At 57.0% G+C, this 12,641-nt stretch carries 11 protein-coding genes, 1 tRNA gene and 1 pseudogene; 5 read left to right on the forward strand and 8 right to left on the reverse strand.

Annotated features, from left to right (window positions below; all coding sequences use genetic code 11):
• Positions 1-26: 26 nt before the first annotated feature.
• Positions 27-773, reverse strand: coding sequence for a cytochrome c biogenesis CcdA family protein (locus tag N8E89_RS16545; RefSeq protein WP_106663257.1), 747 nt, complete (start codon positions 771-773; stop codon positions 27-29).
• 271 nt (positions 774-1,044) lie between these two features.
• Here N8E89_RS16545 and N8E89_RS16550 point away from each other — a divergent pair.
• A tRNA-Lys gene (locus N8E89_RS16550) sits at positions 1,045-1,120 on the forward strand.
• 122 nt (positions 1,121-1,242) lie between these two features.
• On the opposite strand, the gene N8E89_RS16555 is transcribed toward N8E89_RS16550, so the two are convergent.
• Both N8E89_RS16555 and N8E89_RS16560 read right to left on the reverse strand, forming a co-directional pair.
• Positions 1,243-2,655: an ATP-binding protein gene (locus N8E89_RS16555; RefSeq protein WP_262260532.1), complete on the reverse strand. Its 1,413-nt coding sequence runs from the start codon at positions 2,653-2,655 to the stop codon at positions 1,243-1,245.
• Positions 2,652-3,368, reverse strand: a complete 717-nt coding sequence (locus N8E89_RS16560; RefSeq protein ID WP_106663255.1) for a response regulator — start codon at positions 3,366-3,368, stop codon at positions 2,652-2,654. Before N8E89_RS16560 ends, N8E89_RS16555 begins: the two co-directional genes overlap by 4 nt.
• Positions 3,369-3,602: 234 nt before the next feature.
• Between N8E89_RS16560 and N8E89_RS16565 the strand changes: the two genes are divergently transcribed.
• From N8E89_RS16565 to N8E89_RS16575, 3 genes are all read left to right on the forward strand, one after another.
• Positions 3,603-3,905 carry a hypothetical protein gene (locus N8E89_RS16565; protein WP_245448643.1) on the forward strand — a complete coding sequence of 101 codons (303 nt, stop codon included), beginning with the start codon at positions 3,603-3,605 and terminating at the stop codon, positions 3,903-3,905.
• A 42-nt stretch (positions 3,906-3,947) separates the two neighbouring features.
• Entirely contained in the window at positions 3,948-4,157 is a 210-nt protein-coding gene (locus N8E89_RS16570; protein WP_262260536.1) for a hypothetical protein, read from the forward strand.
• Between the two features lie 337 nt (positions 4,158-4,494).
• Positions 4,495-4,749, forward strand: a complete 255-nt coding sequence (locus N8E89_RS16575; RefSeq protein WP_106663253.1) for a GlsB/YeaQ/YmgE family stress response membrane protein — start codon at positions 4,495-4,497, stop codon at positions 4,747-4,749.
• A 78-nt stretch (positions 4,750-4,827) separates the two neighbouring features.
• Here N8E89_RS16575 and N8E89_RS16580 read toward each other — a convergent pair whose 3' ends face one another.
• Entirely contained in the window at positions 4,828-7,911 is a 3,084-nt protein-coding gene (locus N8E89_RS16580; RefSeq protein ID WP_262260538.1) for an efflux RND transporter permease subunit, read from the reverse strand.
• Positions 7,908-9,134 (reverse strand): annotated as a pseudogene (locus tag N8E89_RS16585) (efflux RND transporter periplasmic adaptor subunit). Before N8E89_RS16585 ends, N8E89_RS16580 begins: the two are co-directional and overlap by 4 nt.
• Positions 9,135-9,296: 162 nt before the next feature.
• Between N8E89_RS16585 and N8E89_RS16590 the strand changes: the two are divergent.
• The gene (locus N8E89_RS16590; protein ID WP_106663250.1) at positions 9,297-9,872 is read left to right on the forward strand and encodes a TetR/AcrR family transcriptional regulator; all 576 of its coding nucleotides are present in this window, start codon (positions 9,297-9,299) and stop codon (positions 9,870-9,872) included.
• On the opposite strand, the gene tgt is transcribed toward N8E89_RS16590, so the two are convergent.
• From tgt to N8E89_RS16605, 3 genes are read right to left on the reverse strand one after another with little or no spacing between them, the layout of a single operon-like run.
• Positions 9,873-11,006, reverse strand: coding sequence for a tRNA guanosine(34) transglycosylase Tgt (gene tgt, locus N8E89_RS16595; RefSeq protein WP_106663357.1), 1,134 nt, complete (start codon positions 11,004-11,006; stop codon positions 9,873-9,875).
• Entirely contained in the window at positions 11,003-12,082 is a 1,080-nt protein-coding gene (gene queA / locus N8E89_RS16600) for a tRNA preQ1(34) S-adenosylmethionine ribosyltransferase-isomerase QueA (protein ID WP_106663249.1), read from the reverse strand. The genes tgt and queA overlap by 4 nt, the downstream gene beginning before the upstream one ends.
• A 17-nt stretch (positions 12,083-12,099) precedes the next feature.
• Positions 12,100-12,609, reverse strand: coding sequence for a peptidylprolyl isomerase (locus N8E89_RS16605; protein WP_106663248.1), 510 nt, complete (start codon positions 12,607-12,609; stop codon positions 12,100-12,102).
• Between the last annotated feature and the right edge of the window lie 32 nt (positions 12,610-12,641).

Genomic DNA, 12,641 nt, shown 5'->3' on the forward strand with positions numbered 1-12,641 from the left:
TTTCCAACATGGAAACTTCCGTCTGTTTAGCCGAGTTGACCGAGGATGGGAAATGTTTCGAGGAGCCAGAACGAGAATGTCTGCAAGCCGCCTGTCAGGAACAGAATACCTGTCAGCACCAGCAGTCCGCCCATTACCTTTTCCACTTTGCCGAGATGCGTGCGGAATCTGGCGAGGAATCGCATGAACATGCCCGAAAACAGCGCGGCAATAATGAATGGGATGCCAAGACCCAGCGAATAGACGGCAAGCAGCAAAGCACCATCGGCCACCGTGTCGCGCGCGCCGGCCAGCGCCAATATGGGACCCAGCACCGGGCCGATGCACGGTGTCCACCCAAATGCAAAGGCGAGCCCCATCACATAGGCGGCAAACGGATTGGCGGGCGCCCCTTGCGTTTGAAACCTCGCCTCGCGCGATAGAAATGCCAGCCGGAATACGCCGAGAAAATTGAGCCCCATCAAAATGATAACGATGCCGGCCGCTATGCCGATTTCCTGCTGCCACATCCGCAGGAATCCGCCGATCGTTGAAGCGCCTGCACCGAGCAGCACAAAAACCGTGGAAAAACCCAGAACAAAGCCCAGCGATGACAGCAGAAGTGCCTGCCGCACCGGTGAGATCCGCGCTGCGGTCTGATCGGAACGAAAATCCTCGACAGTCACGCCAGCCATGTAGCAGAGATAGGGCGGAACCAGCGGCAGCACGCAAGGTGAAAGAAACGACAGGGCCCCGGCGCCAGCTGCGGTCAGATAGGAAACATCAAGCGCCATCCGCGCTCCTTCATTGGCATTTTCGTCTTGTGGGCCGGATTAAGCCGAATCCCTCGGGAATTCCAATCACCTTTTCGCCAGTTCGGCCTTATCCCGGCGCTCCCCGGTTGGTATGACCGCATGTTTATTGCCGCCTTCGAACGAAAATTAGCGAAACGAGCAAAAACAACGCTTTTTGTTGCGAAAACTATGCACAATAGCTGTTGACCGATTGGCAAGTCGCACCTATGTTCCGCCGCACTTCCCGAGGCCAGCGAACTGGCTTCCTTGGGAGCGCGTAGCTCAGCCGGTAGAGCAACTGACTTTTAATCAGTAGGTCCAGGGTTCGAATCCCTGCGCGCTCACCACAATACAAAACAAATCAAGCCATTACGCTTCTGTCGCTAACCTGAGTAGTTGCCCACCAGGCCCCCGGACCAATCTCGACTCGCCTCCGTTTGGCCGCAACGCTCGCCGTTTAGCTTTTTATTCAGACAATGCGAGGAATTCGCAGTTCAGCCCTCAGGCCGCCCTTCACATCATTCTCCAGTTTGATATCCCCTCCGCAACGGCGTGCGATATTGCGCGCGATCGTCAGACCAAGGCCGAAGCCACCCGTTTGCCGGTTGCGGGAGCTTTCGACCCGCCGGAACGGCTGAAACACCTCGTCCAGCTTTGCCTGCGGGATGCCAGGGCCCTCATCATGGATTGTCAGCAGGATGTCGCCTCCACTTGGTGCCAGGCTGATATGTGCCTTCCCGCCATAGGTCACCGCATTGTCCACCAGATTGGTGACGCAGCGCCGCAGAGCGATCGGTCTACCCATGCAAATCAGCCGGCGTGAGGCGCGCGCTGGCTTGTCGAACGAAACCTGCGGATAGTTGTCAGTGACCGAGTCGACGAGCGACCAGAAATCGATCTTCTCCTGTTCCTCGTCGACGATCTCATAAGTTGCGAAATCGATAACCGATCGTGAAATGGCTTCGATATCGTTCAGGTCGTGCGTCAGCGATTGGCGCAGAGGGGATTTGCGCAAAAGCTCGAGACGCAGGCGGATGCGCGTTAGCGGCGTTCGCAGATCATGAGCGAGTGCCGCCGCCAGCTGCTCGCGGTCGGCTACATATTCCTTCAATTGTGCCTGCATGGCATTCACCGCCCTTGCCGCCGATTTGTATTCACTGCTGCCAAATTCAGGCAGAGGCGGCGACTTGACGTCTTCACCGATGCGTTTGACCGCTTGCTCGAGCGCGGTGTACGGGGCCGTCAGCCGGCGCATCGCCCAGATTGACATGGCAATGACAATGGCGGCCACGGAGATGAACAGTGGCAGCGTCTGCGCAGTGAATATCGGGTTCACAGGTGCAATCGGTGTGACAAAGTTCAGCCATTGACCATCCTTGAACTTGATTGACGCAGCGAGCCCGTCGCTTTGGCTGAAGTCTTCCGCCAAAGCGGATAGTTGCCGTTCGATCAAACCGGCGTCAGGATCAGGCGCGCCGGGGCCGGGTGCAGTGTTGGTGGGGACTCTGGCCGAAACACGGCGGATCCGGGCATCTGTCACGCCGAACTCCTGCAGCCGCGCGACCAGAACGTCCTCAAGCTCCGCAAGGCTGTCATCAGCGGCGATGACCGAAGTCACCGCTGGTTGATCGGACATCGAGAGCGGATTGGCGCTATTGGACAACGCGGCAGCGAGCTGCTTTCTTTCAGGCCCCGGCGCCGCGTAGAGGACCTTGACCAAGGTATAGGCACGCTCGCTCAACCGGAAAAGCTCAAGCACGTCGTTGCTTTCAGTCCTGTCACGCGAAACGATCGAAAGCGTGGCGACTTGTGTGGTCAGAAGTCCGGCAATCAGAATGAGCAGGATCCAGCTCGGCAATGATTGAGGCAGGAAGCGTTTCATTCCGAGGTGACTTCCGGAACGAATTGATAACCGCCGCTGCGGATTGTGAGAATAAGTTTCGGCGAGCGCGAATCATCCTCCATCTTCCGGCGGAGGCGGCTGATGAGAATATCGACGCTGCGATCATAACCATAGGCGGCGCTGCTTCCCGCCAGCTCCTGCAATTGATCGCGGCTCAGCATCCGTTGCGAGCTCTTCACCAATGCTTCTAGCAGGTTGAATTCGGCTGTCGTGAGTTCCACGCGCACGGCATCGGGCGAGACAAGTCTTCGCCGCGCGCAATCCATGGTCCAACCGGCGAATTTGTGAATCTGAGGTTCCATTCTCCGGTCCGGCGCCGACGTATCCAGGCGGCGCAGCACCGCCCTCACCCGCGCGAGCAATTCCCTGGGGTCAAACGGCTTGGAGACATAATCATCCGCACCCATTTCCAACCCGACGACCCGGTCGGTTGTTTCCGTAATGGCGGTCAACATGATGATAGGGATGCGCGAATGCATCCTGATCTCCCGGCAGATTTCCATGCCGCTCTTGCCCGGAAGCATAACGTCCAAAATCAGAAGATCGATCGGTGTGCGCGCAAGGACGTCCTGCATTTCCTCACTGTCCCTTGCAACCGAGACGCGCATGCCACGCTTCTTCAAGAACTCATGCAGGAGATCACGAATGGCCTCGTCGTCATCGACAATCAGAATATGCGCTTCGGATTTCATGCTCATTTCCCGGTGGCGACGGCTTTGCGCTTTGCCTTTGGGCGCAATCCAACTCCTTGTTTTTACGCACGATCCCATTCGAAAAGCCACGCAATTTTTTGGGATCGTTGGTCCGGAAACAATCCAGAAACAAAACTCAACAATGCAGAAAAACCGGGGCAACAGTCATGCCGGATAAAGAGCGTGTCGAACTTGGCATGACTGATTGAAACGGGATTACTTCGTAGCTCAAAAATGGCCCTTCTTCGAAACATCGCAACCATTGCGGCTCCCCTCCTGACCGGTGTGATGATCCTCACCGCATCGATCGAACAGTCCGCTGCCGACGAGACGCCGACCCGCATCGAACTTTGCGGAAAACTTCAAATACAGGCTCAACACGCAATCACCGAACACGCCGAGGCAAAACGGGCGGCCAAGGCGAAAGCACTTCAAAGACAGGCGGCCAGATTCTGCGCAAGCAACAAGCAGGCACAGGGCATAAGAGCGTACGCACAGTCATTGAAGCTGCTTGGTGTGCAGCCGGTCACCGATTGATCGACTGCGTCCCCAAAGCCCGCATCAAAAGGAAACTGACCCATGAAAAAGTCCCTCTACACAGCTCTCGGCCTCGCCGTTGCTCTCGCTGTATCGGCTCCGGTTCTCAGCTCCGTTGCGAGCGCCGCTCCTGCTGCAACGACGACCGCCCCCACCACGACAGTTAAAAAGGTTGCGCATAAGCATCATATGAAGAAGGTGCATGGAACCGCCGCCAAGACCGCTGTAAAGAAGCCAGCTGTCACGCAGTAATCCTCGATAGTCCGGAAATTCGTTGTGCGGGAAACTATGCCGGTCGTGGGAAACCATTGCCGGTATAGTTTCTTGTATTGTGGCTCCCCAACCACGCATTTATTTGATTACAAGTTTCGTTATCCAAATTCTGTTTACCGTCGTAAAATTGCCAAGGTGATTCTCCTGCCAAACATGGACTGAGGAATCCACGGCCGGCGAAGCATCTTACTACGCCCTGCGTTCCATTCGACGCGCATGGGACGCAGTAACGCGATGAATGGTGCATCGTCTTTTCCAGGGATCGACTGATTTTTGGGGCTGTGCGCGGGCGAAACCGGTTTATGGAGATTTCATTATGGGTGCAGAAGGTCTTCTTGTTTTCCTTTTGGTGGGCTTGATTGCGGGCTGGCTTGCGAGCCAACTCGTCCGCGGCGGCGGCTTTGGCCTCGTCGGAGATTTGATCGTTGGCGTGATAGGTGCCTTCCTGGCGGGTTATCTTTTCCCGGCGCTCGGTATCTCGCTCGGCGGCGGCATTCTCGGCGCCATCATCGCCGCAACGATCGGGGCGGTTATCCTCCTCGTTATACTTCGCGCCGTTAAACGCGCCTGATTTCTCAAAAATTCCAAATTAAAACAAAGCCTCCGGGCCGCTAGGGCTCGGAGGCTTTCTTCTTGACTACCGCCTGCCTCAGGGATGACTGGGCTCTGGAGCAATACCCGCATCTGGCGCTGGAGTCGTTTCGGTCTTCGCATCCTTCTTCGAGATGAAGGTGTAGAACATCGGAACGACGAAGAGCGTAAAAATCGTGCCGACCAGAATGCCGGAGAAGATCACCAGCCCGATCGAATAGCGGGCTGCCGCACCCGCACCCGTCGCCGTGATCAGCGGAATGACGCCGAGCGCCATGGCCGCTGTGGTCATCAAGATCGGACGCAGGCGGGTCTTCGCAGCAAGAATAATGGCATCATGCCGGGAAATACCATGCAAATCACGCTGCTGGTTGGCGAACTCCACCATCAGAATACCATGCTTGGTGATCAGTCCGACGAGCGTGATCAGCCCCACCTGGGTGTAGATATTCAGCGTACCCAATCCGAGATTGAGCGGCACAATCGCGCCGAAGATCGACAGCGGAACCGACATCATGATGATGAATGGATCGCGGAAGCTCTCGAACTGAGCTGCAAGCACCAGATAGATGACGACCACGGCCAGCAGGAAAGCAATGAGGATCGTGCTCCCCTGCTCGATCTCCAGACGTGACTGACCGGAGTAGTCCATGAAGAAACCGTCGGGCATCAAAGGGGTGGCTGTGTCGATAACCGTCTGCAGCCCCTGTCCGGTCGTAACACCAGGCAATGGCAATGCAGAGATCGTTGCCGAGTTCAACTGATTGAACTGTTCTATTGCTGCAGGCGATGCGTTTTCGGTAACCTTGATGACAGCCGACAACGGCACCATGTCGCCGGATGCACTCTTGACGAAATACTGGCCGAGTTTTTCCGGATCTGAACGATAATCCTGCGGCACCTGCGGGATGATGTCGTAGCTATTGGAGTCACGGTCGAACTTCGAGATCTTGCCGCCGCCAACAAGCAGGCCGAGCGTCTGTCCTATATCGCTGACCGGTACACCCAATGCGGAAGCCCTGTCACGATCGATGGTTACCGTAACTTGCGGAGCATTGAAGGACAGCGAGTTCTGGACGATGATGAACTGACCCGAGGCCTGCGCCTTGTTTTTGATCTCCTCGGCGACCTCGAACACCTTGTCGGCAGGACCGGTGGACTGGATGACCACGGAAATCGGCAGGCCGCCGCCGGTGCCCGGCAAAGTGGGCGGGGCGAAGATAAAGGCTTCAGCACCGGCCATCGGGCTGATCATGCCCTGCAGCTCCTGCTGCAACTGCTTTTGCGATTTGTCGCGCTGCGTCCAATCCTTGAACACCCAGATCGCGAATGCCGAGTTGGTCGTGCCCAGGCCGAGAATATTGAACCGGGCTTTCAGCTCGGGCAAATCCTTGGTCAACGCATCGATCTGGTCGGCGTAGAGCTTGGTATAGTCCGACGTCGCATATTGCGGCGCATTGACGACGGCGAACAATGCGCCGGAATCTTCCTCCGGCGCAAGCTCGGACGACGTCTTGGTGAACAGGAATCCGGTCAGCGCGACAAGCGCTATAACGGTAAACAAGGTCACGGCGCGGAAATTGAGCGAACCGGCGACGCGCCGTTCATAGGCACCCTCGAGCCAGCCAAAACTGCGGTCAACAATCTGCTGGAACCGGCTGTGGCCACCCGCACGCAACAACAACGCACACATCATTGGCGAGACAGTCAACGCTGCCACACCGGAAATGATAACGGCGCCCGCAAGAGTGAAAGCGAACTCACGGAACAGGGCACCGGTCAATCCACCCGTAAAGCCGAGCGGTGCGAACACAGCTGCCAGCGTAATGGTCATGGCGACGATCGGACCGGTAATTTCCTTCATGCCTTTCAGCGCGGCGTCGAGCGGTCTCAGTCCTTCCTCGATATGGCGATGGATATTCTCCAGAACCACGATGGCATCGTCCACGACGAGACCAATGGCCAGAACCATAGCCAGAAGCGAAAGCAGATTGATCGAATAACCGAGCAGAAAGAGAAAGAAACACACACCAACCAAGGAAATCGGGATGGTGACCACCGGAATGATGACCGAGCGGAAAGACCCGAGGAAGAGCAAGATCACGGCGACGACAATGAGGACGGCTTCAATGATGGTCTTGAACACTTCATCGATTGACGAACTGATCTGTTCCGTCGCGTCGTAAAGCATGACGATGGACATGCCTTCGGGAAGGGTTGCCTGGATCGATGGCAATTCCTTGCGAACGGCGGCCGTCATGTCGATCGGGTTGGCAGCAGGGGTTGGAAAGATACCAAGGAATGTGCCGCTCGACCCATTGAACGTAACGATCGTATCCTTGCTAACAGCTCCAAGTTCAACACGCGCTACATCGCGCAAGCGAACGATATTGTCACCATCGGACTTGATCGGCATGGCGCCGAACGCCTCCGGGGTTTGCAACGTCGTCTTCAACGTAATCGGCGACGCGTTATAAAGGTTTTCCACCTTGCCCGGCGCCGACAGGAAGTTCGACTGGTTGATGGCGGTCAAGACCTCCGACGCCGTCGTTTTGCGCGCCGCCAGCTTGATCGGATCGATCCACACGCGCATGGAGAAGACCTGGCCACCCAGAATCTGCGCGTCCGCGACGCCTTGAATCGTCGACATGCGCGGCTGGATCACGCGTTCCAGATACTCGGTGATCTGCTCGCTCGTCATGTTCGGGTTCTGCACGGCCAGATACATGGTCGCGAAGTCTTGCCCTGTACCCTTGGTGATGACAGGATCGTCCGCTTCTTCGGGCAGGTCGCCGCGCACCTGGTTGACCTTGGAAATCACTTCGGTCAGCGCGGCATCCGGATTGGCGCCGAGCTTCATCTGCACTGTGACCGTGCTCGACGATGGGGCTGACGACGACGTCACATAGTCGATGTTTTCCGTGGTCGTCACGGCCTTGGCGATAGGAGCAGAGATGAATCCCTGCATCAGATCAGCACTGGCGCCGGCATAGGCTGTTTTGATGGTGATGACCGTTTCTTCGACCTTCGGATATTCGCGAACCGAAAGGTTCACGAGCCCCTGAGCGCCGAGGAGAATAATCATCAGAGCGACAACCGTCGACAGGACCGGACGGCGAATGAAAATGTCTGAGAAATTCATTTTGTTGGCAGTCCTGCTTCTTTGGTGTTGGCCGGATTCACGTCATTTGCGATCTTGACGGCGGCACCAGGGCTCAAACGGTTCTGACCGGCGGTTATGACAATATCGCCCTGCTTGATGCCCTTGGTAATTTCGACCACAAGGCCAGAACGGCGGCCTGGCGTGACGAAAACCTGTGTCGCGACAAGCTTCGGCTCTTTCTTCTCATCGGCTCCTTCGGCCGGCTTTGCCGCATCTGCAGCGCTTGCCGCGCCCGATGACTGGGCATCGGCCGGCTTCGTAGCATCAGCTGGCTTGGCTTCGTCCGGCGCAGGACGGACAACGAAGACGTAGTCGCCGTAAAGGCTGGAAACGAGAGCGGTCTGCGGCAAGGTGAAAACGTCCTCTTCCTTCGGGAGAGTCACACGCACCTGGGCGAACTGACCCGGACGTAGCTTTCCTTCCGGATTGTCCACTTTCGCGCGAACGGAAATCAACCGCGCCGCCGGGTCAATTCTTGGTTCGATAGCCGTGATCTCACCTTTGAAGCTGATATCATTGTCCGTCAGACCGAGCTTGATCGGCTGACCGATCTTGATTTCGCTCAACGCCTGCTCTGGAACCGTGAAATCAACGCGCATCGTGGTAAGGTCCTGCAGGGTAACCACCACCGTGCCCGGCGCGAGATACTGACCGAGTTCGATGCGAGGAATACCGACAGTACCCGTGAACGGCGCCTTCAGCAGCTTCTGCTCCATAACGGCCTCCAACTTGGCAATCTCGGCCTTCTTGGCCAGAGACGCCGCCTGCGCCTCATCAACACTGGACACTGCGCCGACGCCGCGGGTACTTAGTGTACGTGCGCGTGCCAGTGTCTGGTCCATCAGTACATCCTGTGCCTTGGCGGCGACGATGTCAGCCTTCTCGATAGCGTCATCGAAGTTGCAAAAGTGGAGCACCCTGCTGGATCGTCTGATTGGCGGTAAACGGAATATCCTTGACGATCCCGGCAACCTCAACCGACAGCTCAACGCCCTGAATGGCGCTCACCGTGCCGATCGCCTCAACCTCGGGAGTCCACTCGCCGGGCTCGACCGTATATGTCGAGACAGGAGCCGCCGGCTGCTGCATGGTGGCAAAGAAATCCTTGATCGCCTTGTCCCGGAACAAGTTGAAACCAACCAACCCGACCCGAGCAGCGCAACGAGAATTACAACGATTACGGGTAGAATGAACCGCTTCATGGGAACTGCTCCGGAACAAAACAATGGCCAGCAAAGAGGTCTGCCAGCCTGTCAAATGAGATTAACGTCAGGTGGGCTTGATTGCCACGCGCCATGTACTGTACCGTCTGGACGGTAATGTCAATACGGGTTTCACGCCTCTCATAGATCGAAAGTGTTAGAATGACGAATGATACTCTCTCCACGAAAGACAAGATTTTGCAAGCCGCGGCCGAAATCGCCAAGGAGGTGGGCCCGGTTCACCTTTCATTGGATGCGGTAGCGCGGCGAGCGGGTCTTTCAAAAGGGGGATTGCTCTATACGTTTCCGACCAAGGCCAAATTGCTTGAGGCGCTCGTAGAGCAGCATGTGTCTGAATTCGACGAATCACTTCGTCGTGAAGAAGCAGCAAGAAACCATGGCCCAAACAGTGTTGTGCTTGCTTGCATCGCCGTCTACCGCGCGGAATTTTTGTGCAATGAACCCGAACCGTCCGGCATTCTTGCGGCGATTGCTAACGACCCGGGCTTCCTTGAGCCAATTCGCCGCTATAACAGGCAATTGCTGCAGCGGATGCGCGAAAACGCTGAAGATCCGACATTGGTGATGATGGTTTTTCTGACGATCGAAGGTTTGCGCAGCCTGAAACTTTTCGAAATGAATTTGCTCAGCCGGGACGAACAGGTCGCGGCGATCGACCGATTGAAAAACCTGTTCGAGCCGGCCGAAGCGTCAGAAACGCCGGTCGCAGCCGTCTGATCACGCTAACAAGGGTATGTCGCCTCTGCCCCACGCAGCTTGGGTTTCCTCGGCAAAAGTGCTGTACCGGCCAGCCTCGATTGCATCGCGAATACCCTGCATCAATTGCTGGTAGTAGGAAAGATTGTTCCATGTCAGCAGCATACCGCCAAGCGCTTCGCCGGACTTGACCAGATGGTGCAGATAGGCGCGGCTGTAGTCGCGTGCTGCAGGGCACGGCGATTCCTCGTCTAGCGGGCGCGGATCGTCGGCATGCCTTGCATTGCGCAAATTGACCTTGCCGCGCCGGGTAAAGGCAAGGCCATGCCGCCCTGCCCGCGTCGGCATCACGCAGTCGAACATGTCGATCCCGCGTGCCACCGATTTCAGAATATCATCCGGCGTACCGACACCCATGAGATAGCGTGGCTTTTCAACCGGTAGCTCCGGGCAGGTTATGTCGAGCATTTCCAGCATGACGTCCTGCGGCTCGCCGACCGCCAGCCCGCCAATGGCATAGCCCTTCAGATCCATGGCTTTCAGTGCCTGCGCCGAGCGAACACGCAGATCGGCCACGTCGCCGCCCTGCACGATACCGAACATCGCCTTGCCAGGCTGGTTGCCGAAAGCCACCTTGCAGCGCTCCGCCCAGCGGAGCGACAGTTCCATCGCCCGCTCAATGTCTTTCGGCGTCGACGGCAGGGCGACGCACTCGTCCAGCTGCATTTGAATATCTGAATCCAGCAATCCCTGGATCTCGATCGAGCGCTCTGGGCTCATCTCATAGGCCCTGCCATCGATATGCGAACGGAAGGTCACACCCTTTTCGGTCAGCTTGCGCAACTGCGCCAGTGACATGACCTGAAATCCGCCGGAATCGGTCAGGATCGGCCCTGCCCAGCGCGCGAACTCGTGCAGTCCGCCAAGTTTGGCAACGCGTTCGGCGCTCGGCCGCAGCATCAAATGGTAGGTATTGCCAAGGATTATGTCGGCACCCAGGTCGCGTACCTGGTCCATGTACATCGCCTTGACGGTGCCGCCGGTTCCAACAGGCATGAACGCCGGCGTCCGTACCGTTCCACGCGGCATGGTGATTTCACCGCGCCGCGCCATGCCATCGGTGGCAATCAGCTTGAATTCAAAATTTTCGCTCATGATGCCGATCGCCATAACAGGCTTGCATCGCCATAGGAATAGAAGCGGTAGTGATTTTTGATCGCATATTCATAGGCCGCATGCATGCGTTCGAACCCGCTGAAGGCCGAGACCAGCATGAACAGTGTCGAGCGCGGCAGATGAAAATTGGTCATAAGCATATCAACAGCGCGAAACTTGTAACCCGGCGTGATGAAAATGTCCGTCGGGCCGGACCACGGCTGGATCACGCCATTTGCGTCCGTCGCGCTCTCGAGCAGCCGCAGGGATGTCGTGCCCACGCTGACAATACGCCCGCCCCGCGCCTTCACGGCGTTCAGTGCCTCGGCCGTCCGTTGATCCACTGTCCCGATTTCCGCGTGCATCTTGTGATTGGCTGTGTCTTCGGCCTTGACCGGCAGAAACGTGCCTGCACCCACATGCAACGTCACGAAATGCTCTTCTATCCCGCGCTTCTTCAGATCGTCCAGCAGCCCAGGCGTGAAATGCAGGCCGGCCGTCGGCGCTGCGACCGCGCCCTCTTCCCTTGCGTAAACCGTTTGATAATCCTCCCGGTCACGGCTGTCGTCTGCACGCTTGGAAGCGATGTACGGCGGTAGCGGAATATGACCCACCGCGGCAATTGCCTGATCGAGATCTGCACCGCTGAAATCGAAGACCAGCAGCGCTTCGCCAGCCTCGCCCTTTTCAGTGACCGTCGCTTGCAATGCTCCGAGCAGGCACGCATTGTTGCCGTGGCCGAAATCGATACGCTCACCCTGCTTGATGCGCTTCGCCGGTCGCAGAAACGCTTTCCAGCGATCAGGACCAGCACGCATATGCAAAGTCGCGCTGATCTGGGCCTTCACGCCCTCACGTTCGCGAAAGCCTTCAAGTTGTGCTGGTATCACTTTGGTATCATTGAATACCAGTGCATCCCCGGGCCGCAGGAAATCGCCAAGATTGCGGACGCAACTGTCCTCGAACCCGGACGCATCCGCCTTCACAAGCAAAAGCCGCGCTGAATCGCGCGGCTCTGCAGGTCTCAATGCGATGTTCTCTTCCGGCAGATCAAAATCGAAAAGATCAACACGCATAATGCATCAATACGATCTTATTCGACGTCTGCTGCAACGCGCATGGAAACGATGGAATCCGGATCCTGCACCGGCTCGCCGCGCTTGATCTTGTCGACATTGTCCATGCCTTCGATAACCTGGCCCCACACCGTATACTGGCGGTTAAGGAAGCCTGCATCGTCGAAGCAGATGAAGAACTGCGAGTTGGCCGAATTCGGGCTCTGCGAACGCGCCATAGAACAGGCGCCGCGGCCATGATTGGCATTGGAGAATTCGGCCTTGAGGTCGGGCTTTTCCGAACCGCCCATGCCGGCGCGGGCTGGATTGAACGATGTGCCGCCCTTCTTGCCGAACTTGACATCGCCGGTCTGCGCCATGAATCCATCGATCACGCGATGGAACACAACGCCGTCATAGGCACCTTCGCGTGCAAGTTCCTTGATCCGGTCGACATGTCCAGGCGCGAGATCCGGGTAGAGTTCGATAACGACACTTCCCTTCGTGGTTTCAAGAAGGATGGTGTTTTCTGGGTCTTTGTAAGCCATTTTCGGCAATCTCCTGATTTAACTAAGCTAGT

It is taken from the genome of Phyllobacterium sp. A18/5-2, assembly GCF_025452215.1.
Classification (GTDB): domain Bacteria; phylum Pseudomonadota; class Alphaproteobacteria; order Rhizobiales; family Rhizobiaceae; genus Phyllobacterium; species Phyllobacterium sophorae.

Bases quoted from the DNA above. Each gene is read 5' to 3' on its own strand.
- N8E89_RS16555 (WP_262260532.1), bottom strand. From the start codon at position 2,655: ATGAAACGCTTCCTGCCTCAATCATTGCCGAGCTGGATCCTGCTCATT.
- queA (WP_106663249.1), bottom strand. From the start codon at position 12,082: ATGCGTGTTGATCTTTTCGATTTTGATCTGCCGGAAGAGAACATCGCA.
- N8E89_RS16560 (WP_106663255.1), bottom strand. From the start codon at position 3,368: ATGAAATCCGAAGCGCATATTCTGATTGTCGATGACGACGAGGCCATT.
- N8E89_RS16565 (WP_245448643.1), top strand. From the start codon at position 3,603: ATGGCCCTTCTTCGAAACATCGCAACCATTGCGGCTCCCCTCCTGACC.
- tgt (WP_106663357.1), bottom strand. From the start codon at position 11,006: ATGAGCGAAAATTTTGAATTCAAGCTGATTGCCACCGATGGCATGGCG.
- N8E89_RS16580 (WP_262260538.1), bottom strand. From the start codon at position 7,911: ATGAATTTCTCAGACATTTTCATTCGCCGTCCGGTCCTGTCGACGGTT.
- N8E89_RS16590 (WP_106663250.1), top strand. From the start codon at position 9,297: ATGACGAATGATACTCTCTCCACGAAAGACAAGATTTTGCAAGCCGCG.
- N8E89_RS16545 (WP_106663257.1), bottom strand. From the start codon at position 773: ATGGCGCTTGATGTTTCCTATCTGACCGCAGCTGGCGCCGGGGCCCTG.
- N8E89_RS16605 (WP_106663248.1), bottom strand. From the start codon at position 12,609: ATGGCTTACAAAGACCCAGAAAACACCATCCTTCTTGAAACCACGAAG.
- N8E89_RS16575 (WP_106663253.1), top strand. From the start codon at position 4,495: ATGGGTGCAGAAGGTCTTCTTGTTTTCCTTTTGGTGGGCTTGATTGCG.
- N8E89_RS16570 (WP_262260536.1), top strand. From the start codon at position 3,948: ATGAAAAAGTCCCTCTACACAGCTCTCGGCCTCGCCGTTGCTCTCGCT.